20 protein-coding genes are annotated in these 25723 nt (G+C 45.9%); 7 read left to right on the top strand and 13 right to left on the bottom strand.

Annotated features, from left to right (window positions below):
- Positions 1–407: 407 nt before the first annotated feature.
- The 6 genes from ACVS9P_RS01420 to polA form a co-directional block, all read right to left on the bottom strand.
- On the bottom strand, positions 408–2171 hold the full coding sequence (locus ACVS9P_RS01420) for a phosphoenolpyruvate carboxykinase (GTP) (protein ID WP_452103873.1): 1764 nt from the start codon (positions 2169–2171) through the stop codon (positions 408–410).
- 139 nt (positions 2172–2310) lie between these two features.
- Positions 2311–3315 (bottom strand): tRNA (adenosine(37)-N6)-threonylcarbamoyltransferase complex transferase subunit TsaD, encoded by a 1005-nt coding sequence (gene tsaD / locus ACVS9P_RS01415; RefSeq protein WP_452103872.1) that lies wholly within the window; start codon positions 3313–3315, stop codon positions 2311–2313.
- 109 nt (positions 3316–3424) lie between these two features.
- Positions 3425–4249: a helix-turn-helix domain-containing protein gene (locus ACVS9P_RS01410; RefSeq protein ID WP_452103871.1), complete on the bottom strand. Its 825-nt coding sequence runs from the start codon at positions 4247–4249 to the stop codon at positions 3425–3427.
- Positions 4250–4383: 134 nt separating this feature from the next.
- Complete coding sequence (gene rimI, locus ACVS9P_RS01405; RefSeq protein WP_452103870.1) at positions 4384–4830, bottom strand: ribosomal protein S18-alanine N-acetyltransferase; 447 nt, start codon at positions 4828–4830, stop codon at positions 4384–4386.
- Positions 4831–4843: 13 nt separating this feature from the next.
- A complete protein-coding gene (locus tag ACVS9P_RS01400) occupies positions 4844–5674 on the bottom strand; it encodes a putative RNA methyltransferase (protein WP_452103869.1) in 831 nt (276 codons plus the stop codon).
- Positions 5675–5684: 10 nt separating this feature from the next.
- On the bottom strand, positions 5685–8309 hold the full coding sequence (gene polA / locus ACVS9P_RS01395) for a DNA polymerase I (protein WP_452103868.1): 2625 nt from the start codon (positions 8307–8309) through the stop codon (positions 5685–5687).
- 117 nt (positions 8310–8426) lie between these two features.
- On the opposite strand from polA, the gene dusB reads away from it, so the two are divergent.
- Positions 8427–9410: a tRNA dihydrouridine synthase DusB gene (gene dusB, locus ACVS9P_RS01390; RefSeq protein WP_452103867.1), complete on the top strand. Its 984-nt coding sequence runs from the start codon at positions 8427–8429 to the stop codon at positions 9408–9410.
- 41 nt (positions 9411–9451) lie between these two features.
- On the opposite strand, the gene ACVS9P_RS01385 is transcribed toward dusB, so the two are convergent.
- A complete protein-coding gene (locus tag ACVS9P_RS01385) occupies positions 9452–10294 on the bottom strand; it encodes a DegV family protein (RefSeq protein ID WP_452103866.1) in 843 nt (280 codons plus the stop codon).
- Positions 10295–10498: 204 nt separating this feature from the next.
- On the opposite strand from ACVS9P_RS01385, the gene ACVS9P_RS01380 reads away from it, so the two are divergent.
- Positions 10499–11479, top strand: coding sequence for a hypothetical protein (locus tag ACVS9P_RS01380; RefSeq protein WP_452103865.1), 981 nt, complete (start codon positions 10499–10501; stop codon positions 11477–11479).
- Positions 11480–11522: 43 nt separating this feature from the next.
- Here the strand turns inward: ACVS9P_RS01380 and ACVS9P_RS01375 are convergent, their stop codons facing one another.
- Positions 11523–12431, bottom strand: coding sequence for a ComEC/Rec2 family competence protein (locus ACVS9P_RS01375; RefSeq protein ID WP_452103864.1), 909 nt, complete (start codon positions 12429–12431; stop codon positions 11523–11525).
- A 143-nt stretch (positions 12432–12574) separates the two neighbouring features.
- Here ACVS9P_RS01375 and ACVS9P_RS01370 point away from each other — a divergent pair, with 143 nt between their 5' ends.
- Positions 12575–14101, top strand: coding sequence for a phosphomannomutase/phosphoglucomutase (locus tag ACVS9P_RS01370; RefSeq protein ID WP_452103863.1), 1527 nt, complete (start codon positions 12575–12577; stop codon positions 14099–14101).
- Positions 14102–14199: 98 nt separating this feature from the next.
- Here the strand turns inward: ACVS9P_RS01370 and spoVAD are convergent, their stop codons facing one another.
- From spoVAD to ACVS9P_RS01345, 5 genes are all read right to left on the bottom strand, one after another.
- Positions 14200–15210, bottom strand: a complete 1011-nt coding sequence (gene spoVAD, locus ACVS9P_RS01365; RefSeq protein ID WP_452103862.1) for a stage V sporulation protein AD — start codon at positions 15208–15210, stop codon at positions 14200–14202.
- A 15-nt stretch (positions 15211–15225) separates the two neighbouring features.
- Positions 15226–15669: a stage V sporulation protein AC gene (spoVAC, locus tag ACVS9P_RS01360; RefSeq protein ID WP_452103861.1), complete on the bottom strand. Its 444-nt coding sequence runs from the start codon at positions 15667–15669 to the stop codon at positions 15226–15228.
- Positions 15670–15743: 74 nt separating this feature from the next.
- The gene (locus ACVS9P_RS01355) at positions 15744–17654 is read right to left on the bottom strand and encodes an NAD(+) synthase (protein ID WP_452103860.1); all 1911 of its coding nucleotides are present in this window, start codon (positions 17652–17654) and stop codon (positions 15744–15746) included.
- Positions 17655–17665: 11 nt separating this feature from the next.
- Positions 17666–18661: a glycosyltransferase family 2 protein gene (locus tag ACVS9P_RS01350; RefSeq protein ID WP_452103859.1), complete on the bottom strand. Its 996-nt coding sequence runs from the start codon at positions 18659–18661 to the stop codon at positions 17666–17668.
- A 176-nt stretch (positions 18662–18837) separates the two neighbouring features.
- Positions 18838–20319 (bottom strand): VanW family protein, encoded by a 1482-nt coding sequence (locus tag ACVS9P_RS01345; protein ID WP_452103858.1) that lies wholly within the window; start codon positions 20317–20319, stop codon positions 18838–18840.
- Between the two features lie 217 nt (positions 20320–20536).
- Between ACVS9P_RS01345 and ACVS9P_RS01340 the strand changes: the two genes are divergently transcribed.
- From ACVS9P_RS01340 to ACVS9P_RS01325, 4 genes are all read left to right on the top strand, one after another.
- Positions 20537–21715, top strand: a complete 1179-nt coding sequence (locus ACVS9P_RS01340) for an MGDG synthase family glycosyltransferase (protein WP_452104655.1) — start codon at positions 20537–20539, stop codon at positions 21713–21715.
- A 283-nt stretch (positions 21716–21998) separates the two neighbouring features.
- Complete coding sequence (locus tag ACVS9P_RS01335) at positions 21999–23132, top strand: cysteine desulfurase family protein (RefSeq protein ID WP_452103857.1); 1134 nt, start codon at positions 21999–22001, stop codon at positions 23130–23132.
- A 45-nt stretch (positions 23133–23177) separates the two neighbouring features.
- Positions 23178–24350, top strand: coding sequence for a tRNA uracil 4-sulfurtransferase ThiI (thiI, locus tag ACVS9P_RS01330; RefSeq protein WP_452103856.1), 1173 nt, complete (start codon positions 23178–23180; stop codon positions 24348–24350).
- A 61-nt stretch (positions 24351–24411) separates the two neighbouring features.
- Positions 24412–25698 (top strand): competence/damage-inducible protein A, encoded by a 1287-nt coding sequence (locus tag ACVS9P_RS01325; RefSeq protein ID WP_452103855.1) that lies wholly within the window; start codon positions 24412–24414, stop codon positions 25696–25698.
- The last annotated feature ends 25 nt before the right edge of the window (positions 25699–25723 follow it).

Raw genomic sequence — 25723 nt, 5'->3', positions numbered from 1 at the left:
TTTGCGGATTTTCCGCAAGAATTACAGATTTAAGTATACCTCATTTGACAAAAAAATCAACAGATTATTCATAAATCGTTCATAATTACAGGAAATGCTTCAAAATATGCATGCAATCTGGTAAAGATGAGCAAGAATTTGACAAAATTATCGTTCCATGTTCCATTGTACTGCCTATATTCCAGTAATTCCCATATTTTAAAAATAGTTTTTTAGCGAAAGCCGATTTAAAAAATCCCAAAAAAACAGCCGAACTTGTTCTACAAAAAATAAGGTGCCCCATTCATCATGTTCCATTCTAAAAATCCATCTCTTATGAAAAGCATTGGGGAACAATCATGATTTTCTTTTTTAACAAAAAAACAGCTCTCTATCTATAAAAAGATAGAGAGCTGTTTTTATTGCTTTTATTTCAAGCGACCTTGAAGTCCCTTTAGTTCTTCTTTCAGTGTCTTTGGCATCTTATCTCCGAATTTCTTATAAAATTCGGAAATTCCCTCTGCCTCTTTTGCCCACTGCTCTTTATTTACGTTCAAAATGGACTGCAGGGTCTCGCGGCTCATATCAAGGCCATCCAGGTTAATATTCTCCGCCTTCGGCACAAATCCGATCGGCGTCTCTACTGCATCGGCTTTTCCTTCGCAGCGTGCAAGAACCCATTCAAGCACACGAAGGTTATCACCGAATCCAGGCCAGATAAAGTGTCCGTCCTGATCCAGGCGGAACCAGTTAACGTTAAAAATCTTCGGGGCTTTGTCTCCAAGCTTTTCGCCCATGTCAATCCAATGCTGGAAATAGTCTCCCATATGATATCCACAGAACGGCAGCATCGCCATTGGATCGCGGCGGACAACACCAACTGCACCGGTAGCAGCTGCAGTCGTCTCAGAAGCCATAATGGAACCTACAAATACGCCATTATTCCAGTCGCGGGACTGATAAACAAGCGGCGTTGTCTGTGCACGGCGACCACCGAATATGATTGCAGAAATCGGCACACCAGTACCCTTATCAAATTCAGGGCTGACGCACGGGCAATTCTTTGCAGGCGCAGTAAAGCGGCTGTTTGGATGTGCACCCTTTTCCGTGCTTGTCTTCCCGTTCCATGGGTTTCCTTTCCAATCCACTCCGTTCTCTGGCGGATTCTTGTCAAGGCCTTCCCACCAAACGGTCTTGTCATCGAGATTTTCAGCAACATTTGTAAAGATAGTGCCTTTGTGCGTGCATTCCAACGCATTCGGATTGGATTTTGCATTGGTGCCTGGCGCCACGCCAAAGAAGCCATTTTCAGGGTTGACCGCCCAGAGACGGCCATCCGGTCCGATTCTCATCCATGCGATATCGTCGCCAACTGTCCAAACCTTATAGCCCTTCTTGCGATAGACCTCCGGCGGAATCAGCATTGCAAGGTTCGTCTTGCCACAGGCAGACGGGAACGCGGCAGAAACATATTTAATCTCGCCCTTCGGATTCTGTACTCCCAGAATCAGCATATGCTCAGCCATCCAGCCCTCGTTCTTTCCGAGAAAGGAAGCGATGCGCAGAGCAAAGCATTTTTTGCCCAGCAGTACATTTCCACCATAACCGGAATTAACCGAAATAATGGTATTGTCCTCCGGGAAGTGGCAGATATACCGCTTTTCGGCGTCGATATCACACTTTGCGTGCAATCCTCTGACCCAGTCGCTGCTGTCGCCCAAAGACTCCCAGACTTTATCGCCTACACGAGTCATAATGGACATATTGAGCACTACATAGATGGAATCGGTCAGCTCCACACCAATTTTGGAGAATGGGGAACCAATCGGCCCCATGGAATAAGGAATCACATACATGGTGCGACCCTTATAGCTTCCACGGGCAATATCATAGAGCATCTTGTAGCATTTTTGGGGCTCCATCCAATGGTTGGTAGGGCCTGCATCCTCTTCTTTTCTGGAACAAATAAAAGTGCGGTCCTCCACACGTGCAACATCGTTGACAGCGGTACGATGCAGATAGCAACCCGGCAGCTTTTCCTGATTCAGTTTGATCATTTCGCCGGTCGTACATGCTTCTTTGCGAAGAGCTTCCAACTGCTCTTCAGAACCGTCAATCCAAACGACGTCCTTCGGCGTTACCAGCGCTTTCATTTCTTCGATCCATTTCAATACGGACTGATTTTTAGTCATAGTCCAATCTCCTTCCAGCTCGTTTAGCCTTTCAAATTCGATTTTTATTATAATACAAAAGATATCTAGAATCAATGTGAATTGTGTTGAATTCCCAGCGGGTAATCTTTATAAAATATAAAATCTACCAAATTAATGATTAAGAAATAGAAAGTTCCGGTTTCGCATTCAGATCAAGTCCCGCAGTATGCCCCGCCTGATACTCATAGTAAGCCTGTGCGCCAACCATTGCTGCATTATCTCCGCAATAGCGAATCTCCGGGCAATAAAATTGCCAATGGCGTTTGTCGCTCACGCTTTGCAGCCGGCGGCGCAAAAGGCGGTTAGCGCTCACTCCGCCGGCAATCACCAGCTTTTGACTGTCGGTCTGCTCCATCGCTTTCACCGTATTTTCTTCCAAACAATCCACGACCGCTTTACGGTAAGATGCCATCAAATCCGTCAGATTGACCTCTTCTCCACGCTGTTCTGCGTTATGCAGCAAATTGATAACTGCCGTCTTTAATCCGGAAAAGCTGAAATCTAACGGAGCCCCGTCTACTCTTGGGTGCGGCAGGCGAAAAGCATTCTCATTTCCTTCTTCGGCGCGCCGATCCAGTTCAATTCCGCCAGGATAAGGCAATCCCATTGCGCGGGCAGCTTTATCAAATGCCTCTCCGGCGGCATCATCTCTGGTTTGTCCCAAAACACGAAGATCCGTATAATCCCGAACTTCTACTAGGTGGGTATGTCCGCCCGAAACCACCAGACAGAGAAACGGCGGAGTAAGCTCCGGTGAAGTCAGATAGTTTGCCGCAATGTGACTTCTGAGATGATGGACCGGAATCAGCGGCTTTCCGGAAGCCATACAGAGTCCCTTCGCAAAATTGACACCTACTAAAAGAGCACCAATCAATCCCGGCGCATAGGTCACGGCAATCGCGTCTACCTCAGAAAGCGTCATGCCCGCCTGTTCCAGCGCCTGTTCTGTTACCGGCACCACTGCCTCACAGTGTCTGCGAGAGGCAATTTCCGGCACAACCCCGCCATAGAGCTTATGCTCTTCTACCTGCGACGCTATCACGCTCGAAAGCACCTTTCTTCCGTCTTCCACAACTGCCGCGGCAGTTTCATCGCAGCTGCTTTCCAATGCTAAAATCCTCATAGGATCGTATCTCCTTTATTCTGCTCAAAATAAATAAAAAACCGAGTATGTGATTTTCTCCATACTCAGTTTTTTATTTTATCATATTCTTTTGAAAATGACCAGAAAATCAATTTTTCTTTTTCTGATTGCCAACCCATGCATAAAAAACTGGAATGGTCAGATATAACATCCAGCCCGGATGCCAAAGGTCAAAAAGAAAGCCAAGTACCAAATAAAGAATTGTGATCAAGACGGGATAAACCCCTTCCAGATGACAAACCCTGGCGATAATCGGACAAAGGACGATACAGCCGAGAACCAAAACCCATTTTATATTTAAAAATATCCACAGCACAATACAAATCAAAAGCGCCACAACACAAATTCCAATCATCTGATTAGAAATAGAATGCCTGCGGGGCTCTTCAGGAATAGGGTCCGAATAAACAACGGATCCCTGCGAAAAATCCGGCTCTGATTTTTCTGCCGACTGCTGCGGCTGTGATTGTTCCGTGTTTTGTCCATAGGAATTAGCTGCCGCATTTCTCATTTGTTCCGCTTGCTTTTGAAGGCGCTCCGCCGCTTCTTTTACCGATTCTTCAGAAGGCATCTCGAGAGCCGGCTCCTCTCCTTTTTGCAAATTTTCCGCAGCAGAAGCTTCTTCTTGGCCCGGCACTTTTGGCAGTTCCAAAGAGATCTTTTCCTCTTTTTCTCCCACGATTCCTTCCGGATCACGATTTTCAACGGGTCCGTCTGTTTTAAGCAGATCGTCCAAAGAAATCTGATACAGCCGCGCGAGCAGAATCAGATTATCTGTGTCGGGAGAAGACTCGGCCCGCTCCCATTTAGAAACCGCCTGTCGGCTGATTCCAAGTTTTTCTGCCAATTCCTCCTGGGAAAGTCCCTGCTTCTTCCGCAGCTGCACCATTCGGTTTGCAATCTCAATATTCATTGATTGTACTCCATTCCTGATTTTTCTAATTGATTTTGTGTTTTAAAAATAACATAAAAGATTCGGTTGCGACCAGCAATTCTACTTTTCAAATGGCGCAACTTTTGGTTGCGAATCCTAATTTAAAGCCAAAATCAATCTTTTTTTAAGAATTTCGTAAAAATCCACCCATCTTCCGACGGATTTGTATAAAATTGTTTTCGTACCCCATTCTTTTGAAATCCCAGTTTTTGATAAAGGCTGACCGCCGCCCAATTAGATGGCCTGACTTCTAATGAAATAAAGCTGCCCTCATGCTCTTTTCCATACTGAAGAAGCCCCTTCGTAATCATTTCTCCGATACCTTTCCGGCGAAAATCCGGATGTACCGCAATATTATCTACATACCCTTCTCCGCAAACAAAGTGCATCCCACCATATCCACAGACCGTTTCATCTTCTTCTGCCACCAGAAAAACAGCCGTACTGCTTTCTAATTCCGCCCGCAGTCCTGCTTCTGTCCATGGTGCGGAAAAACATAGCTTTTCTATTTTAGCAAGAGCCGAAATGTGTTTTTCCTCCATCGGGTTCAATCGAATCAATCGCTTCTCCCCCCTAATCTTTCCGGTAAACGATCCAATCAAATGCAATTTCTGTTTTGAGTGTCTCTGTTTGTTCCAAACGTTCAATTCCTTCTCTGGGCGTTTTCCACGCATAAGGCGTCATTGCAAACAGATCCATGATTGCTTCTTTGTCATCGAGCTTCAGCTCTCCGCGCACCGGAATTCGCTCCAAAAAGGAAAAACCATCGTATTGTGTTTCGCGGTGCTCATTTTCATAGGGGTGTTCATATAGAATCTCTTTGTAGCCAAAAAGATGGCGCTCTCCCGGCACTGCCAGCAAAAAGATTCCGCCCGGTTTTACCACCCGCAGAAATTCCTGCGGCATCACCGGAGAAAAGACATCCAATAAAAAGTCGGCGCCACAATCGGAAAATGGGATCTCGAAGCTGCTCCCCACTGCAAAAGAAATCCCAGGATACTGTTTTGCAGCCGCCTTGATGGCAAATTTTGAAATATCGAAACCAAAAACAAGAGGCGTTTTGCCCTCCTGCAAAAGTGATTCTTTTAAACCGTTCGTGTACCAACCCTCTCCACAGCCGGCATCAAGGATCACTGGGGAATTCTTTTGGGAAAGATAGCGGGAAGCAATTTGATCTAAAGCATCCCCAAAAATTTGATAGGTGCCCCGCTCCAGACATCTCCTTCGGGCCGCCACCATCTTTTTATCGTCACCGGGCATTTTGCTGTGTTTCCGATTCGGCGGCAAAAGATAAAGATAGCCTTCTGAAGCAAGGTCATAACTATGCCCTTTTTGGCAGCGAAAGGCATGCTCTTTCTCCGCATAAAACAGCGGATCTTTACAGATTGGACAGATAAACCCCATATTCTTCTCCTTAGGACTTTGCTTCGTACCATGTTTTTCCAATTGTTGCCTCTGCCACCATCGGAACAGAAAGCGCGACCGCGCCTTCCATCTCTTCTCTTAAAAGAGACGTGGCCTTTTCCGCTTCTTCGCGGGGCGCTTCCACGATCAATTCATCGTGTACCTGCAAAATCAGCTTTGATTTCATGTGTTCTTTTTCGAGTCGATTCTGCACCTTGATCATCGCAATCTTAATAATATCTGCCGCAGCACCCTGAATCGGCATATTCCGTGCGACCCGCTCCCCAAAGGAACGCAGATTAAAATTGCTGCTCCGAAGCTCCGGAAGATACCTGCGGCGGCCAAAGATTGTCTCAGCATAGCCATGCTCTTTGGCAAGCTCTACCGATTTTTTCATATACTCATCAATGCCGCTATAGTGGGCAAGATAATCTTTAATATACTGATCGGCTTCTCTGCGGGAAACTCCGATATCTTTCGAAAGAGAAAAAGCGCCAATTCCATAAACAATGCCAAAGTTCACCGCCTTAGCACGACTGCGCATTAAAGGCGTCACTAAATCTTCCGGCATATGGAACACCTGTGAAGCGGTGGCACGGTGAATATCATCGCCGTTTAAAAACGCCTGGCGCATATTTTCATCATTTGCAACATGAGCAAGCACTCTTAGTTCGATCTGGCTGTAATCGGCATCGACAAGCACCCATCTGGGACGAGCCACAAAAAATCTCCGCAGCTCTCGTCCTTGGTCGGAACGCACCGGAATGTTCTGTAAATTGGGTTCAGTCGACGAAATTCTGCCGGTTCTGGTCTCGGTCTGATTGAAGCTGGAATGAATTCTTCCATCCGCGCCAATCACTTTTAACAAGCCGTCACAATAAGTTGATTTGAGCTTGGAGAGACTCCGATACCGAAGGATTTCCGAAATGACCGGATTTTCATACTGCAAAGATTCCAATACCGCCGCACCGGTCGAGTAACCGCTCTTTGTCTTTTTCCCATGCGGCAGCCCCAATTTTACAAAGAGCGCATCCCCCAACTGCTTTGGAGAATTCAGGTTAAACTCATAGCCGACTTCCTCAAAAATTCCTTTTTGAATGGTCTCGATATCGCTTTGCATGGACTCGCCATATTTTCTGATTCCCTCGGCGTCTACTGCAAAGCCCTCCCGCTCCATGCAGGAAAGCACCCATGCAAGCGGCAGTTCAATGTTAGAGAGAAGCTCTTCCTGTCCGGCTTCGGCAATTTTCTTTGAAAGTGCCCCAAATAGTCCCGGCAGAGAAAGCACCCGTGCAAAGCGCTCTGCTTTTTTCTGATTTTCCGGCAAAAGGTCTTCCGGTACCGGATTCTCCATTTTCCACACTTCGCAGACCGATACCCCATATTCCTGGCACAGACGGTCAAAATCGTATCCTGCGGCAGAGGGGTCTAAAAGATATGCTGCTAAAAGCACATCCATTTTTACCTGTTTTAAAAAGATTCCGTCCTTTGCAGCAGCATTCTGCAGAGACTTTATGTCATAGGTAATGACCGGAATTTTTGGATTTTCCAAAAGGCTGCGAATGTCTTCCGGATTTTCCAAGATGCAGACACCACGTTCGGTCGCGACAGCTAATGCTTCGATCGAGCCGTCTTTCTGATAAAAAGCCAAGAGCGGCGCTTCCCCTTTTTTCTCAAGCTCCGGCAGATACATGTCCAATGCCGGGTTGCGAAAAAGGACCGCATGATCAATCTTTTCCTGCTTTTTAGGCGCCTCATCCGGAAGATTCTGCAACTGAAGCTTTTCCATCAATTTAAAAAGCTCCAGTTTTGCCATCAGTCTAGTCGTTTCCTCTTTTTTAATGGGAAACGGCACATAATGTGAAATGTCGGTATCGATCGGTACACTCAGACAGATTGTCCCCAGCTCCCGCGAAAGATAGGCACTCTCTTTTCCTTCCCGCAACTTTTTGCGCATGCCCTCTTTGATTGGTAGCTCGTCCAAATGATCGTAAATATAATCAATCGAATGATAATTCTGAATCAGTTCGCCGGCACCTTTCGGCCCGATCCCCGGAACTCCAGGAATGCAATCGGAAGAATCTCCCTGCAGCCCCTTGATTTCAATCATTTCTTTCGGCGTTACCCCGTAAATTTCCTTTACTTTTTCTTCCGTATAGAGCGTTACCTGCGGTTGGCCAAATTTTGTGGAAGCAAGGCGCACGCTGGTATAGGGACCAACAAGCTGAAGACTGTCACGATCCCCGGTCGCAATGACACAAGTGTTCTCTTTTTCCGTGCAGGCTTTTGAAAAAGTCCCCAAAATATCATCGGCTTCATATCCCTCACAGGTCACAAGATGATAGCCTAAATCTTTCAAAAGTTCCTTGAGTGTTGGCATTTGCTGCGCGAGTTCTTCCGGCATCCCGTGACGGTTCGCCTTATATCCCGCATATTTTTTGTGCCGGAATGTTGGACCTTTTAAATCAAAAGCAATCGCCACCGAATCAGGCTGCACTTCATCCAAAAGCTTTTGGAACATCGTCAGGAATCCATAGATTCCATTGGTGTAAAGCCCTTCTTTTGTCGTCAGAATTTTGATCCCGTAAAATGCGCGATTTAAAATGGAGTTTCCATCTAATACCAGAATTTTCATACAGTCCTCCGTTTGAAAGGTTCAATTTTGAATCATTATACCACTTTTCAAGCGAAAAATTAAGTGTTATACTTCTTTTACTGCTCTTAAGAAAACTTTTAGGAAGGAATCCGAATTTTGAAAATTGGAACTCTCGAATTAAATGGAAAAGCATTTTTGGCACCAATGGCAGGTGTTACCGATCTTGCATACCGGGAACTCTGCATGCGCTTCGGCGCAGCCTTCTGCACCACTGAAATGGTCAGTGCCAAAGCGCTGGAATACGGCGACAAACACACACCTTCTCTGATGAAACTTGGAAACGATCATCCCTGTGCGATCCAAATTTTCGGCAGCGAACCAGCTTCGATGGCGATTGCCGCAAAAAAAGCGCAGGCATTTTCTCCTGATGCCATTGATATTAATATGGGCTGCCCGGTTCCTAAGATCAACACTTCCGGCAGCGGCTGCGCCTTGATGAAAACGCCGCAGCTCTGCGGTGAAATCGTAAAAGCGGTTAAAAATGCCGTTGATATTCCGGTCACCGTAAAAATCCGCAAAGGCTGGGACCACTCTCATGAAAACGCCGTAGAGGTGGCTAAAATCTGCGAAGAAGCCGGTGCGAGTGCGATCGCGATTCATGCACGAACCAAAACCCAGATGTATGCACCCTCTGCTGACTGGCGGATCATCCGCGCAGTAAAAGAAGCCGTGTCGATCCCGGTTATTGGAAACGGAGATATTATCCATGCCGACGACGCCGCGCGCATGCTGGAACAAACCGGCTGCGACGCCGTAATGGTAGGACGAGCCGCCATGGGAAATCCATGGATTTTTTCTCAAATCAACGCTTGTCTCCGGGAAGACGTCCGGATTTTTCCCGAACCTGAAATTCATGAGCGCTTGCTCGTCATGCTGCAGCATATTCAAAAGATGGTGGAATATAAAGGCGAACACCGCGCCATGCAGGAAGCGCGCAAACACGTCTCCTGGTATCTGCATGGGCTTAGAGGTGCTGCAGAATTCCGGCGCAGAGCCGGAGGGCTCAACACCTATGAGGATCTTGTGATGCTCTCTAAAGATATTCTGGCAGAAAATCTTGGGAGCTCCTCTGAAAGCTAAAAATGTCCCCGGTACTGTAAAAGTATCGGGGACATTTGTTTTTAATTTTCTTTATAAAACACCACAAACGTATTGGGTCCGGTATGCACAGTCGTGGTACATCCGGCATACGTCAGCAAAACTTCCTTAAAAATGCCGGAATCTTTGATCATTTGCACGAGACTCTCCAATAAAGATTGATCCATCCCGGTAGTAGAAACCATCACACGGTCTCTGCAAATATTCGGCATTTCCAAAACATGACGCACATATTCTCTGCATACCTGCGGATAATTTCCGCGGAATTTTTTGTGTATGGAAAGTTCTCCTCGTGGACTTAAAAGCAGGCACGGACGCAGCTTTAAAAGATTGGCTCCCATTGTCTGCAGTCTGCTGGCACGACCGCCGCGATAAGCAAATTCCAATGTATCCAGCAAAACATAGGTACGGATTTTATCTTTTTCCTGCTCCATTAGAGCAGCAATCTCCTGCCCGCTTTTCCCTTGATCTCTTAGATCACAGGCATCCAAAACCATCAGCCCTTGTGCGGAACTGATGGTAAACGTATTAATCACATAAACATTTTTAAACTCCTGCGCAGCAATGACTGCATTCTGATAAGACGCTGACATTTTTGAATTCATGGAAAGATGAACAACATCTTCCCCTGCATCAACATATTTCTTAAAGACTTCATAAAAATCCGCAGGTGCCGGAGCCGCCGTTTTCGGCAGCTTCTTTGTAATCGCAAAATCTTCAAATACATCCTGCGGTTTGATCTCAAAGAAGTCACGGGAAGTGTGATTGCCGATCGTGATATAAAGCGGAATGACATCCACCTTTTTTTTCAGATATAAATCCGGGAATAAATCGCAGCCGGAATCTGTTGTAATCGCAGCAGACATATTCTCCACTTCCATTCTATACAGGGTTTTATTATTATACCAAAACAAAGATAAAATTGCAATCAAACTATCTTTAACCGCTTTTTCTGCAATTTTTCTTGTAATTTACCTTTTATTTGTGTTAATATTAAAAAATATGATAGAGATTTATGGAGTTTTATCGAATTTAAAGAGAATCTTAAGAATCGGAGGTTGACAGAGGATATGCGAAAAAAGTTTTTCCAAATTTTTATACTAACATTGATTTTTATTTTTTCGGTTGGTACCATGCAGATCCCTTCATTTGCAGTCGAAACTCAACAGCCCGGTGCCGGATATCAAAATTCCGCAATTGGAACCGCCCAGGCAGGGAACGGTGCTGAAACTGTTACCCAAAATAATAATACAGGTGCAGCAGTCAATGGCCATACCGATTTAGACCATGACGGATATGATGATAACACAGGCGCTTACATTGGCCCACCAAACTATACCGATCAAGATCATGATGGATACGATGACAAAACCGGTACCTATATTGGGACACTGACCAGCTCAAACGCCTCTAGCAAAACAACTTCGTCCAGTACAAGCAAAGCTGCTTCCAGTTCTTCCTCAAGCAGCAAAGTAACCAGTTCTTCAAGCACTGCAAGCCAAACTGCTTCTGGTTCCAGCGAGGTCAGTTCTTCCGTCTCTTCCGGATTCTTTTCAGGGACGATCGTCACCACATTGCCGACAATTATGCTGGTTGGGATTATTCTGGTAGCAGTCGGTATTATCGGCATCATTGTCTTTATTATTCTGCACCACCGCGCAAAAATACGGTATTCCCGTTCTCCCCGCGGAAAAGGCCGAAATAAAGATTATGAAGATGAAGACGATTACTATGACGATGAAGAAGAAGATTACGACGATTCTGATTATGCCGACAAAAATTTCTATGATAATGATGCAGATGCAGATGAGTCTACTCACACCATTCCGCTTCGCCACTCCTCCGCTGCTCCTCATACATCTTCTCCGCAACAGACTCCATATAAAGATATTCAGTCCTACAGTAATGACGTAGGACACCAGGAAGATTGTGAAGGATATACTCCCTCTCACCATCTAGACGCAGCTGCACGCGCAGCTTCTCCTAAAAAACCACAAAACAATGATAATTTTGACTGGGATCAGTTTTTAAATAGTAATCGAAATAAATAATAAGAAGCTCCGGCCACTAAAAATGGTCGGAGCTTTTTTTAACTTAAAAATCGGGAAGAACTTCCATCTGTATGTTTGTTCCATCGGTCGAAGCCCGGATTGTCCCACTGGTATCTGTTCGGTAAATTTCTGTATTCCCGCTTGAAAGACGCTTTAAAACACTTTCTTTTGGAAGCCCATAGCTGTTGTCTTTTCCACAAGAAATCACCGCTGTATTCGGCGATACCGCTTCATAAAAATTCGCCGTGGTGCTGGTGGCACTTCCATGATGGCCAACTTTGAGCACATCCGCTTTTAAATCTCTTCCGGAAGCAAGCATTTCTTTTTCGCTCTCTTTTTCGGCATCTCCGGTAAAAAGAAATTTCTTTTCGCCGATCTGCAGCATGCAGACCGCCGAATAATTATTGATCTCTTCATAATTCTCTTTGTTCGGCGCCAACATCTCCATAGAAATTGAGCCTTCCTTTAAAACTTCCACCCCTGCTTTTGCCTGCGTAACACGACACCCTTTTTTCGAGATAGCCTCCAGCAGTTTTGTATAAGTTGCTGTTGTCGGCGTCTGACTTTTCGGCAGACGAGGCAGATAAACTCCTCCGATCTCAAAGCTGTCAATGATTTTTGCCATAGAGCCAATATGATCTGCATGCGGGTGTGTTCCAATCACAGCATCCAGCTTTTTGACCCCCAGCTTTTGAAGCCTTCGCACCAACTGATCTGCACAATCTGGTGTTCCGGTATCAATCAATATGTTTTTTCCGTCTGAAAGCTGAATGAGCTCGCTGTCGCCCTGCCCCACATCAAAATAATAAATTTGGCTTTTTCCCTCTATGTCTATATTTGAGGAAGTGCCTGAGGATGTTTGCTTCACAGCTCCCGGCGCCGCACAACTGCCTAAAAACAATACTGATACGGCCGCCGCAATAATTCGGCACAGCCGATCAAAAAATCGCATATCATCTCTCCTCTTCTCTTACTTTGATTTTCATTATAGGCTTGAAAACAACATCTTGTCAATTTGACCCCCTGCAGAAAAAGTTGAGAAAAAGGCAGCAATCCTTTATAATAGAGAGGATATCAAAATAGGAGGAATTTTTTATGCTCGATCCCTTATGGAAAGAATTAAAAAGCGGCACTGACGTGCGTGGTGTAGCATGTGAAGGAGTTCCAAATGAAAAGATCAATTTGACGGATTCCGTTATCGAACGAATTACAGCGGCTTTCGTCGTCTGGCTTTCTCAAAAAGTCAAAAAGGAGCCGGATAAACTGACGATTTCTTTGGGACATGACTCGCGTATTTCCGCTGATCGGATTGAGCAGGCAGTCGTTAAGGCACTAAAACGGGCCGGTATAAAGATTCTTCTCTGCGGACTTGCTTCGACCCCCAGTATGTTTATGACAACTGTGGATCTTTCTTGCGACGGTGCCATTCAAATTACCGCAAGCCATCACCCATGGAACCGCAATGGATTAAAATTTTTCACCCGCAGCGGCGGACTAGATTCTTCTGATCTGGAAGAAGTCCTGGCTCTTGCACAGGCGGACAAAAAAGCGCCTGAAAAAATGGGTTCTGCTGTTCCCTGCGACTATATGAAAACCTACGCCGCCCATCTTCGCAAAATGATCTGTGATGGAATTGGAATTGCTGAATCAGAGAAGCCGCTTAAAAATATGCATATCGTTGTTGACGCCGGCAATGGTGCAGGAGGATTTTACGCAACCGATGTTCTTGCGCCCCTTGGCGCCGATATTTCCGGCAGCCAGTTTTTGGAGCCGGACGGTCATTTCCCCAATCATATCCCGAATCCGGAAAATGAAGAAGCAATGGCATCCATCTGTAAAGCAGTCCGCAATGTCAAAGCAGATCTTGGCGTGATCTTTGATACCGACGTGGACCGCGGCGGCGCCGTAGATGCTTTGGGAGAAGAAATCAACCGAAATCGTCTCGTAGCAGTCGCCAGTGCCATTGCCCTCGAAAATCATCCCGGCGGAACCGTCGTCACCGATTCTATCACCAGCACCGGTCTTAAAGATTATATTGAAAAAACACTCGGAGGCATTCATCACCGCTTTAAACGCGGCTATAAAAATGTAATTAATGAAGCCATCCGGTTAAATAACGAAGGGATTGACTGCCCTCTGGCAATCGAAACCAGCGGTCATGCCGCCATGCGGGAAAATTACTTTTTGGACGACGGCGCTTATCTGGTCACAAAAATTATTATTAAAACGGCAGCGCTTCGCTGCGAAGGAAAGTCTCTGGAAGACCTGCTTGCGCCACTCGCTGAACCACAGGAAGCTTCTGAAATCAGAATCCCCATTACCCAAGAAGATGCACGCAAAGCGGGTCAGATTGTAATTGATCATCTGACCGATTACGCCGAAAAACAGGAAGGCTGGTCAATCGCGCCGGATAACCGAGAGGGAATCCGCATCTCCTTTGACAAAGCTCACGGTGACGGCTGGATGCTTCTGCGGCTAAGTGTTCACGATCCGATTCTGCCGCTCAACATGGAAAGTGACTCTAAGGGCGGCGTTCGTACGATTGCTGAAGAAGCAAACGCCTTTTTAGAAAAAGAATCCGGAATCGATCTTTCTCCTCTGGAAGAATTTTTACGGAAATAAGAAATCATTATTTCGGATTTCTTGGAACGGATATTAAGGGACCCCTCAAAAACCCAATAAAAAAGAGCTGATCTTGTAAAATCAGCTCTTTTTATTTTTTATGCCTGCGGATTCCACGCAACATGCACCAAATGAGCAACTCCTGGGATTGTCTCGCCCTGCTGGGAAGAGGTTGGTGACATTAACGCTCCGGTACCAATGAAAAGCACATGCTTCAAATCTCCTTTAGAAATTTTTTGAAGCACATAGCTGCTAAAAACCGCAGCACTGCATCCGCAGCCGGAACCCCCTGCATGGACATCTTGATTTTGACGATCGTAAACCATCAACCCACAATCATTTTGCTGACGTTCAACATCGATTCCATCTTGATTGAGAATCTCTCTCAGTAAAGTACTGCCGACCTGTCCTAAGTCTCCGGTAAGAATCAAATCAAAATCTTCGGGCTTTTTCCCGGTATCCTTTAGATAATCTTCAATTGTCTGTGCTGCAGCCGGTGCCATTGCCGCTCCCATATTGGCAGCGTCCTTGACTCCCAGATCAGCCATCCTGCCGAAAGTCACTTCTTCTATCGAGACATTTCCTTTCTGTCCCACCAAAAGTGCTCCCGCGCCGGTTACGGTCCACTGTGCAGTAGGGGTTCGCTGCCCCCCATATTCCAGCGGGAATCGAAACTGCCGTTCTGCCGAACAAAAGTGGCTGCTGGTCACTGCCAGTGCGTTTTGCGCAAGTCCGCTGTCTACAAAGACCGCCGCAAGCCCCAATGTCTGCGCCATAGTGGAGCAGGCGCCATACTGCCCCAAAAACGGGATATTCATACTTCTCAATCCAAAAACAGAAGAAATACACTGGTTGAGCAGATCTCCCGCAAACAGATACTGAATTTCACTAGGCTTAATTCCTGATTTCTCTAGAACGCTTTTTACCGCTTCCTGCTGCAGATCGCTTTCCGCTTTTTCCCAGCTCTTTTCTCCTAAGGTTGTATCGGTAAAGCAGTGGTCAAAATAATTTTTCAGCGGGCCTTCTCCCTCTTTTTTGCCAACAGCCGAACCTCCTGCTACAATCCGTGGATGATTTTTAAGTCTCAGTGTATAAGTGCCAACGCGCATCGTGCTTTCCTCCCCTCAATACAAATGGAAAAGCACCAGAATCAGTCCATAAACTGCCGATGCAACCGTTCCATATACCAGAACAGGGCCTGCAATGACAAACATTTTCGCACCCATTCCGGTAATAAATCCTTCACTTTTAAACTCGATTGCTGGGGAAACAATCGAATTGGCAAAGCCGGTGATCGGCACCAAAGTGCCAGCGCCTGCATGCTTTGCCAAATTATCATAAACTTGAAATGCGGTGAGCAGCGCAGAAAAGAGTACCAGCGAAAGGCTGACCCATGTACGCGCATCCGAAAGATCTTCTCCCAACATTACGTAAAGATTGCAAAGCATTTGTCCAACGGCGCAAATTGCTCCGCCGACAAAAAATGCCCAAAGGCAATTTTTACCCCATTTGCTGTTCGGTGATGCCTTCTCGTATAGGCTTTGATATTCCTTATCGGTCAATTTCATCAAAAGTGCCCCCTTCGGATTTTTATTCTTTCCGAAGAGGGCACTCAATATTCTAAAAGATTTTTGTCCTTTTACTAGGATTCCAAGCTCGAGAGAATTTTCATCCATAAAGTAACCGCCGCATCGCTTGGCATTCTCCAATCGCCTCTTGGTGAAAGCGTCACGCTGCCAACTTTCGGCGCATCCGGCAGACAGCTGCGTTTAAACTGCTGGGTAAAGAATCTGCGGTAAAAAGTTTTAAGCCATTTCAAAATGGTCTCATGGTCATACTGCCCCTCAAAGGCATGGCAGGCCATCCGATAAATTTTATCCGGTGCAAATCCAAAGCGCAGCATGTAATAAAGGAAAAAGTCATGAAGCTCATAGGGTCCCACCAAGTTTTCCGTCTTCTGCGCAATTTTACCATCTTTCGGAGGCAGAAGTTCCGGACTTACCGGAGTATCCAGCACATCAAGCAGGATTTTCCCAATCTCACCGCCAAAATCCTCTGCAGCATAGCGCACAAGATGACGCACCAACGTTTTGGGGATAGAAGCATTTACCCCATACATACTCATATGGTCACCGTTATAAGTTGCCCAACCAAGCGCCAATTCGGAAAGATCTCCCGTCCCGATCACAAGGCCATTGACCTGATTGGCCAAATCCATCAGCACCTGTGTGCGTTCTCGCGCCTGACTGTTCTCATAAGTGACATCCTGCACAGACTCATCATGCCCAATATCGGAAAAGTGCTGCCGAACGGCCTTTCCGATCGGCACTTCTTTAAATTGCGCCCCCAAGGCGACTGCCAGCCCTTCTGCATTAGAGCGCGTACGGCTGGTGGTTCCGAATCCCGGCATGGAAACTGCAAGGATTCCCTTTTTGGAAAGTCCTAAAAGTTCAAAAGCTCTGGTTGCGACCAGCAAAGCCAAGGTGGAATCCAATCCGCCGGAAACACCGATCACGACATTTTTAATTCCGGTATGCTTTAATCGGGTCTTCAGTCCGTTCGCCTGAATTGATAAAATCAGCTCACAGCGGCATTTTAAATCCCCTTGATCTTCCGGCACAAACGGTGTCTGAGAAAACTGTCTCAAGAGCCCCGTCTCCGCCGAATTCATTGAAAACAGAATTTTGGATTTTTTAGGAGGGAGATTTGTCCATGTAGTCGCACGGCGGCGCTCCTGCAAAAGGCGTTCCAAATCCACCTGTGCCATTGCGCAGGCACCGGAAAAGAGTTTGGTTTGACAGAGAATCGCACCGCTTTCGGCAATCAGATCATGCCCGGCAAAAACCATATCAGTAGTCGATTCCCCTTCGCCTGCGTCTGCATAGGCATAAGCACAGTAAAGCCGTGCAGACTGATTTCCAACGAGGCTGTCTCGATACTCCGCTTTTCCGATTGTCTCATCGCTGGCAGAAAGGTTCAAAATCAGGAGTGCTCCTTCTCTTGCCATCTGCACACTGGGCGGTTCCGGCACCCAAAGATCCTCACAGATTTCTACGCCGACAGTCATTTGGGGATTATTTTCGCATTGATACAAAAGCCCGCTCCCCAATGGGACTTCCGTATCGCAATAAGAAACCGTCATTGGTTCCTCGGGCGCCGGGGTAAACTGACGCATCTCATAAAATTCTCCGTAATTCGGAATAAACTTTTTTGCGGTCAGCCCCAAAAGCTTTCCCTTGCAAAAAACAGCGGCACAATTATAAAGCGCTCCCCCAACGGCAACCGGCACTCCTACTGCTGCCAAAATGGAAAGACTGCTGCTCTTTTGGATCACCATTTTTAAATTTTCTTCTGCCGAACGTAAAAGCGCAACATCATGAAATAAATCTCCACAAGTATAGCCTGTCAGGGAAAGTTCCGGAAAAACGGCCACAGAGATTCCCTTTTGAGTACAGAGATTTAATTGTTCCAAAATTTTTTCAGCATTTCCGTCACAATCGGCTACCCGAAGTGCGGGAGTTACCGCAGCAACATTTAAAAAGCCGTCCTTCATTTTATGCCTCCTCAGCAAATGGTATCGTCCGCTTCTTTTCTATCAGAAGGAGTTAAAATTTCTCCTGACAATTCCTCATAAAAAGTATTCGGGTTAAATTCATCTGCCGTCACCTGCTTCATCAACAAGTGAACACGATGCAAATTTGCCATGGCACCTTTCAGGTGATGCGCCTCTATATGCATTTTCATAACATTCCATTGGCAGCAGGAAAGTGATTTACTCGCGAGAGCATTATGGGCATTGCGGTATTTTCCAGTATACAATCCCTTCTGCATCAAGCCTTCCCGAACCATAGCCACTGCCCGTATGTAATCACAGATTTTCTGCGGGTTCATGGTTCCGAGTGTGCTTTCCGTATGGACATTATAATAGTAAAGTCCATTTGGAATCAGAACGACTTTATCCGCACAGGCAAAGACCCTGTGCAGAACTGCCAAATCCTCAAAGCACATTTTCGGAAAAGTCACGTGAGACGCAAGAATCACACTTTTCTCTATCATCTTGCTCCACCAAAAGCTCTGAATCTGATAATCACGAATCAGCGTGCGCAATCCTTTTTCGGTATTCATCACGTGATAAGCTCGAAATGGATACGGCAAATAAAATCCACTAAAGACAAAATGCCAATCATAAGAACAGCAAGCGATCTGAGCATGATTCTTTTCACACGCCTGATAAAGCTTTTCAAGGTATTTCCTCGATACATAATCATCTCCATCTACAAAGCAAATATACTTTCCCCGCGCCTGCTTGAGGCCATTTTGCCGTGCAACTGAAACTCCTGAATTTTTTTGATTCAAGATGCAGACATTAGAATATTTTTGTTCCATTTTCTGTAATATTTTTAAAGACTGATCCGTACTTCCGTCATTCACTGCGAGAATTTCATAAGGAACCTTAATCGACTGTTCCGCAAGCGTAGAAATGCACTTCTCAACAAACTCTCCCACATTATAGACCGGCACGATGACGCTGATCTCGGGATTTTGAACACAAAACGCCACTGTGATCCGTCCTTTCTTCTCCAATATTTCCGGATTTTTTGCAAAAAGCGTGTGCATACTATATTTAGTTATTTTCTCAAATTCAAACCAAAAAGTCAAGTTTTTCTCTTGCCCGTAAAATGGGCTGAACCGTTTATCTTCGGTTCAGCCCGTTTCGATATTTTTTTAAATAATTTTTAGGCGGCTTTCGAGCTTTCAGAAACGGAGGAATTTTCTCCTTGTGGCGGTTTTGTATTGCCCCCCGTATCACTAGAAGGAGGTGTTGCATTATTACCCGAACCTTGTGGAATCGCTCCCGTTGTTCCTACCGAAGGCTGCTCCGTCTGGCTCGTATTATTTTCGACGGCATTATTTGTTCCTGCAGAATCGGATGAAGCTGCTTCTTTGTTGGAATAATAAGAACTTGGCAGCTGTTCTGAACGCACCTTTGCACCATTCTTATAGTAAGTACGCTGTGCATCTGCTGTCACGGCACCTTTGTCATCTTTACTAGCCTGCCAGGAAGAAACCTCTATATTATCCCACGTTCCGTCATTATATCCATAGATAGTGCAGAACATCGTATTCCCGTTAGAACCGCTCACTATGAACATCGGATATTTCGTCGGATTTTTAAACTGTAAATCCGCACTCGGCCAGCTGACCGTTGCATCCAGTCCCAAAGGCACATAAGAAGAAGCATAGGTATGATTGTATCGAACAGTGATAGCACATGCCGAACGCAGCGCAGCACCATAAATAGTCGTGCTTGCCTGACAGATCCCACCGCCATAAGAATCTACTACTTTTCCATCTACGATCGCTCCGGCCGACTTATATCCGGCAGCTTCATCACAGGCGCCTACCGTATTAAGAAAAGAAAATGTCCCGCCACCCTGAATAATCGTTCCATTAGCCGTTGCCAAGGCACGCGCCATATTAAACGTACCGTTGGCATTATTCGTAGAAACCGTGCTAAAAGTTCCCAATTTCACAGTGTTTTTCTGAATATCATCCGCTGTAACCTGCGGGTCTACCGTTTTCACTGTAAGGGCCACGCTGCCGGTTTTATTTCCCTCATCCAAAATTTTCTGAACATCTTGAAGGACTTGGTCATTCTGTACTTCCACACCCGTCTGCGCTGCATCACAGGTAACTTTTCCGGAAGAAGGATCAAATGATTTTGCCTGTGCGTCTTTTGCCTCTTTATTAAGAGGCGCCACCGCATTTTCCAATGCAGTTTTTAAAGTCGACTGATCAACTGCCGTTGAAAGAGAAAAGTTTTCCGCCGTTGTCGCTTGGAGTGCTTCTCCCAGCACCTCATCTGTATTACAGGTAACCTTAAAATCTTGGTCAGACACAGTAAAAGTTTGATCCTGATATTTGAGTTCAAACCGATATCCGGAAGTTTTTTGCTTTTCCGTATCTGCAAGTGCATCTTTTGCCTGCTCCATCGTCTTGCCGCTTAAATCAATTTCTTCTACGGTTACACCGTTTGCAAAAGTATTCGCACTTCTCCATGGATTTGCAAGCTTCCCCTGCCGAATCAAGGTAAACACAATGGCACCAACGATAATCAAAACGCCAACAACAGAAGCTGAACAGATAAAAATGAGCTTTTTTTTATGTCTGTTTGACTTCATCATGTTTCTTACAGGTTCAGCCTGGCAATGCTGCATATATATATCCTCCTATAAAGGGGAATCCTGAAGGATCTCCCTAAAAACACATTTTATGCCAATTTTCTTCTTTTTTCATTATAGTAACTTTGGGATTGCGTGTAAAGTTACAGCTTTGCAAACAAGTACCTTTTTAGCAAAAACGCCATGTAGAAAAAATAGAAAGTTTATGCTATAATTTCTATGAATATTTTAAAGGAGTGATGATTTGAAAATTATGATTCTCTCTGCCGCAGCAGGCGGCGGACACTTACGTGCAGCTCATGCAGTAGAAGATTATATCAAGCAGAATGTGCCAAACGCTGAAGTTCTGGTCGCAGATGCACTAAAAAATGTCAGTGCAGCACTGGACTGGACCTGCTGTGACGGCTACAAGCTGATCGCCAAAAATGCGCCAAAGTTTTTTGGCTCTCTCTATAAAGCAACAAATAAAGATACCCCCCTTAACAGCCTGATGGTCCGTGTTAATCACAGTGCGGCGCAAAAGCTGATTCCTCTATTAGAAAAGGAAAAACCCGATGTGATTTTGAGCACCTATCCTTTTGCAACCGAAATGATTTCCAATCTGAAACGAGAGGGTGTCCTGAAAGTTCCGCTTATCTGCCTGATGACGGACTACGGCCCACACATGGCGTGGATTGCCTCCAATGTAGATGCCTATGTTGTCAGCACCGGAGATATGATCGCTGAAATGGAAACAATGGGGGTTCCGCGGGTATTGGTCCATCCTTTTGGGATTCCAGTAGGGGATGCCTTCTTTAAAAAAGAAGATCGCCGCTCTGTTCGTATTCGTCTGGGTCTTGATCCGGACAAGCCTACGATCCTGATTATGGCAGGCTCTTTCGGAGTGACGCGTGTTCTGCGGATCTATGAACGAATCGCCGCTCTGCCACAGGATTTTCAAATGATTGTAATCACCGGCAAAAATGAAAAGCTCTATGAAATGTTCAAAGAAAAAGCCGTCCCTCACAGCAAAAAGCCAACAAAGCTTATCTATTTTACAGATGAAGTAGAATCCTATATGCATGCTTCGGATCTTCTGGTTACAAAGCCCGGCGGTCTGACCGTCAGCGAAGCGCTTGCCTGCGGAATCCCGCTGGCCGTGTTTGATGCAATTCCCGGTCAGGAAGAAGACAATACCGATTTCCTTTTGGACCATAACATGGCGGTGGAGCTGGGCAGTGGAAAAGACTGTGCAGCGATCATCTCAGATCTTTTCAGCAATGAAACAGAACTCAAAAAGATGCGCGCTTCCTGCGAAGAATTTGATAAGACTGATTCCAAAAAACAGATTTTTTCACTCATGGAAGAACTTATGAAAGTCTATCACACCGGCCCCTATGCAGAAATTCCCTCTCCACAGGAACGGCTTAAATCTCTGAATAACCCCACCTAATCGAGTTTTATGCTGCTTTGTCCAAAATCATTCCATGAAAACAAATGGGGATCGACTTTCCGTCCAAATTTTTTGTTGGAAAGTCGATCCTTTTTTAATTTTATTTGTATGAAATCGTAAACTCTGCAAATAAATGACTCTGTTTGTATCCGTGCATTCTTTTCTTTTTGATGCCACAAACATGAACAAAAAGCAGCCAATTGATTGTCTTTGATTCAGTTGCTTCCACACTTTTGTGGGTGTATAATAAAGATTCAATCATATACAAAACAGGAGGATCATCTTGCAGGAGATTTATCTTGATAATTCGGCTACCACCAAGGTTTGCGAAGAAGCCGCTAAAACAGCATTTTCCCTCATGACAGAAACTTACGGAAATCCCTCTTCTCTGCACAAAATGGGGTTTGAAGCAGAGAGAGCTCTGCGTCTTGCGCGCGAACAGGTTGCAAAAGTTTTGAGCGCCCAACCGGAAGAAATCATTTTTACGTCCGGCGGAACCGAAGCGGACAACCTTGCGCTTTTTGGAGCAGCACATGCCAGAAAAAAACGTGGAAACCGCATTGTTTCTACCACGATCGAGCACCCGGCTGTGCTTAATACATTACATGCTCTTGAGGAAGAAGGTTTCGAAGTTCTCTATCTCATGCCGGACAAAGAGGGCCATATCTCTCCGGAACAGATATTTGAAGCCGTCACCCCGGATACCATTCTCGTCAGCATGATGGCGGTCAATAATGAAGTTGGAACGATCCTTCCGATTGAGGCTGCCCATATGGCAATCGAATCTTCCGGTGCCCCTGCGCTCCTTCACGTGGACGCGGTACAGGCATTTGGCAAGCTTCCGATTTCTCCAAAGCATTTAGGGATTGATCTTTTATCGATCAGTGCCCATAAAATTCACGGACCAAAAGGGGTCGGCGCTCTTTATCTGAAAAAAGGTATTACGATCCGTCCCCATACTTTCGGCGGCGGACAGGAAAGAAATCTTCGTCCCGGCACAGAGGCTTTGCCCCTTATTGGTGCTTTTGGCACTGCCTGCTCCGTTTTACCGAGTCCCCTTGTCTCCCGCAAAAAAGCACAGACCCTTTCCGATCTTCTTTTTGAGACACTGGCACCGGTTCCGGGAGTCGTCCGCAACAGTCCCTCTGATGCACTTCCCTTTGTGTGCAATCTCTCCATTCTTGGAATTCGTGCTGAAACCATGCTGCATTTTCTCTCTTCGAAAAATATTTACGTCAGCTCCGGTTCTGCATGTTCCAAGGGAAAAAAGAGCCCCGTTCTTTCTGCTATGAAGCTTTCAAGCGAGCGAATTGATTCTGCTCTGCGAGTCAGCTTTTCCCGCTATAATACGGAAGAGGACGTTCTCGCTTTCTGCAACGCCATAAAGGAAGGAATTCGTTCCCTTCAGCATGTATAAAATTTCTCAATAAATTCAAAATAAACATAGAAACGGATTCTGATCATGAAAGAAATCATTTTGATTAAATTAGGCGAATTGGTATTAAAAGGGCTTAACCGCCAAACCTTTGAGCAGACTTTGCTCAAAAATATTCGCAGAAGAATTGCACCCGCCGGAAAATTTGAAATACGTTCCCTGCAGTCTACCATCACGGTAACCCCGCTTTCCGACGACTGCGATATGGACGAAGCTTCCGAACGAATCGGAAAGATTTTCGGTATCGCCACCTATTCCAGAGCCTGCGTTGCCGAAAAGAGTATGGAAAAAATTCTGCCCGCCTGCGCCGAATATCTGAAATATCAGCTGCTTTCTGCCAAAACGTTTAAGGTGGAAGCAAAGCGCAGCGATAAAAAATTTCCGCTCAATTCTCCGCAGATCAGTGCTGAGACCGGCGCTTATTTACTGGAAAAATTTCCGAATCTTTCGGTCGATGTCCATCATCCCGATTTAATCGTGCGCGTGGAAGTGCGTGATTTTGCAGCTTATATCCATGGCGAACCGCTGCGCGGTGCAGGCGGAATTCCCGTCGGCACCGGCGGAAAAGCCGCCATTCTCATCAGCGGCGGAATCGACAGTCCGGTCGCCGCATGGATGATGGCGCGCCGTGGGCTGGAACTTTCGGCCGTACATTTTGCAAGTCCGCCTTACACCAGTGAACGTGCCGAACAGAAGGTAGTCGATCTGCTCACCGAAGTAAGTGCTTACGCCGGTAGAATTTATATGTTTACTGTCCCGTTCACTCATATTCAAGAAGCGATTCGCGATCATTGTCCCGAAGAATATTTTACAATTCTGATGCGCCGTTTTATGATGAAGGCCGCAGAACGAATTGCACAAAAAGAGGACTGCCGCGCATTGATTACCGGAGAAAGTCTCGGACAAGTAGCAAGCCAAACTCTACAGGCAATCTGCTGTACCGACGAAGCTTGTTCCATGCCTGTTTTCCGTCCTCTGATTGGGGACGACAAGCGGGATATCGTTGCAATGGCTCAAAAAATCGGCACTTTTGAAACTTCTATTGAGCCTTTTGAAGACTGCTGCACTGTCTTTACCCCAAAGCATCCCCGCACTCGCCCAAATTTGAAAGATGTTTTAGAGGCAGAATCCGTACTTCCCGTAGAAGCACTTCTCGACGAATGCGTACAAAACACAACCATTCGTCGGATTCCCGTTTAGATTTTGATTCTTTCGGCCGTAAAATCGGCCGTTATTAAAAATTAGGAGGGATCTCTTTACTATGAAAGCTGAAATTATTTCGGTCGGCACAGAACTTCTTCTCGGTCAGGTGATCAACTCCGACACTGCTTATGTAGCACGCAGTCTGGCTGCTCTTGGCATTGATGTACAATATTCCAGCATTGTTGGTGATAACTCCGAAAGGCTTACCACCGCACTCACCGATTCTTTTTCCCGCGCAGATTTAATCGTTACCACCGGCGGCCTTGGACCCACGGGAGACGATCTGACAAAAGAAACCTGTGCACGTCTCGCAGGGCGTCCCCTCGTACAGGATAAAAAGAGTCTTGAACGCCTCAAAGAGTATTTTAAAGGCCGGGACTGCGGCCCTAACCAACTAAAACAGGTGATGCTGCCGGAAGGCTGCACCGTTCTTCAAAACGATCACGGTACCGCTCCCGGGTGTGCATTTACCACCAAAGACGGAAAAGTGGTCATCATGCTGCCCGGACCTCCGTCAGAACTGGTCCCCATGATGGAAAATTATGCAATTCCTTTTCTTTCTAAATTAGCAGACAGTACCATTTGGAGCACCGATATCCGCGTTTATGGAATCGGAGAAGGTGCCGCCGAAGAACGGATTGTGGATTTGACCCAAAACAAAAATCCGACTGTTGCAACGTATGCAGCTACCAATGAAATGTATGTCCGGGTCACCGCAAAAGCTTCTACTAAAAAGGAAGCACAAAAATTATGTAAACCCATGGTACATGAAGTCTGCAATCGCCTCGGAGACGCAGTCTATGGAATTGATGTAGAAAGTCTTGAAGAAGTAGTCGTCAAATCCCTCACAGAGCAGAAAATGACACTGGCAACAGCAGAAAGCTGCACCGGAGGGCTAGTAGCAAAACGAATCACGGATATTCCGGGGTCTTCTGCGGTCTTTCATATGGGAGCAGTCACCTATTCCAACGATATTAAAACGATGTTATTAGGCGTTCCGGAAGAGTTACTGCGCAAAAAAGGTGCAGTCTGTCCGGAGGTTGCCGCCGCAATGGCAAAAGGGGTTCGGGAAAAAGCAGGCGCCGATTTTGGCATTGGCATTACCGGGATCGCCGGTCCCGACGGAGGAACTGCCGAAAAGCCGGTCGGACTGATTTATATTGGGCTCTGCGATGGCTGCAGCACTTGGATTCGGGAATTGAACCCCAAAAACGGTCATATCCGCGAGCGTTCCTTCCTGCGCTTAGCCGCCGCAAATAATGCGCTTGATATGCTGCGCCGCCGTCTTTTAGGATTGCCTGACATCGAAGTGCCGGCCTTCCATCACGAGCGCCGCGCTAAATAAAATTTACAATCAGAAAGGAAGAGTT

The organism is Caproicibacterium sp. NSD3 (assembly GCF_053613275.1).
Note: the sequence above shows the minus strand (reverse complement) of the source record. Positions and strands in the feature narration are given on the sequence as shown.

What these genes read in the sequence shown, in the direction of transcription:
- ACVS9P_RS01420 (WP_452103873.1), bottom strand. Translation starts at nt 2,171, where the DNA reads ATGACTAAAAATCAGTCCGTATTGAAATGGATCGAAGAAATGAAAGCG.
- tsaD (WP_452103872.1), bottom strand. Translation starts at nt 3,315, where the DNA reads ATGAGGATTTTAGCATTGGAAAGCAGCTGCGATGAAACTGCCGCGGCA.
- ACVS9P_RS01410 (WP_452103871.1), bottom strand. Translation starts at nt 4,249, where the DNA reads ATGAATATTGAGATTGCAAACCGAATGGTGCAGCTGCGGAAGAAGCAG.
- ACVS9P_RS01400 (WP_452103869.1), bottom strand. Translation starts at nt 5,674, where the DNA reads ATGGGGTTTATCTGTCCAATCTGTAAAGATCCGCTGTTTTATGCGGAG.
- polA (WP_452103868.1), bottom strand. Translation starts at nt 8,309, where the DNA reads ATGAAAATTCTGGTATTAGATGGAAACTCCATTTTAAATCGCGCATTT.
- ACVS9P_RS01385 (WP_452103866.1), bottom strand. Translation starts at nt 10,294, where the DNA reads ATGTCTGCTGCGATTACAACAGATTCCGGCTGCGATTTATTCCCGGAT.
- ACVS9P_RS01380 (WP_452103865.1), top strand. Translation starts at nt 10,499, where the DNA reads ATGCGAAAAAAGTTTTTCCAAATTTTTATACTAACATTGATTTTTATT.
- ACVS9P_RS01375 (WP_452103864.1), bottom strand. Translation starts at nt 12,431, where the DNA reads ATGCGATTTTTTGATCGGCTGTGCCGAATTATTGCGGCGGCCGTATCA.
- ACVS9P_RS01370 (WP_452103863.1), top strand. Translation starts at nt 12,575, where the DNA reads ATGCTCGATCCCTTATGGAAAGAATTAAAAAGCGGCACTGACGTGCGT.
- spoVAD (WP_452103862.1), bottom strand. Translation starts at nt 15,210, where the DNA reads ATGCGCGTTGGCACTTATACACTGAGACTTAAAAATCATCCACGGATT.
- spoVAC (WP_452103861.1), bottom strand. Translation starts at nt 15,669, where the DNA reads ATGAAATTGACCGATAAGGAATATCAAAGCCTATACGAGAAGGCATCA.
- ACVS9P_RS01355 (WP_452103860.1), bottom strand. Translation starts at nt 17,654, where the DNA reads ATGAAGGACGGCTTTTTAAATGTTGCTGCGGTAACTCCCGCACTTCGG.
- ACVS9P_RS01345 (WP_452103858.1), bottom strand. Translation starts at nt 20,319, where the DNA reads ATGCAGCATTGCCAGGCTGAACCTGTAAGAAACATGATGAAGTCAAAC.
- ACVS9P_RS01340 (WP_452104655.1), top strand. Translation starts at nt 20,537, where the DNA reads ATGATTCTCTCTGCCGCAGCAGGCGGCGGACACTTACGTGCAGCTCAT.
- thiI (WP_452103856.1), top strand. Translation starts at nt 23,178, where the DNA reads ATGAAAGAAATCATTTTGATTAAATTAGGCGAATTGGTATTAAAAGGG.
- ACVS9P_RS01325 (WP_452103855.1), top strand. Translation starts at nt 24,412, where the DNA reads ATGAAAGCTGAAATTATTTCGGTCGGCACAGAACTTCTTCTCGGTCAG.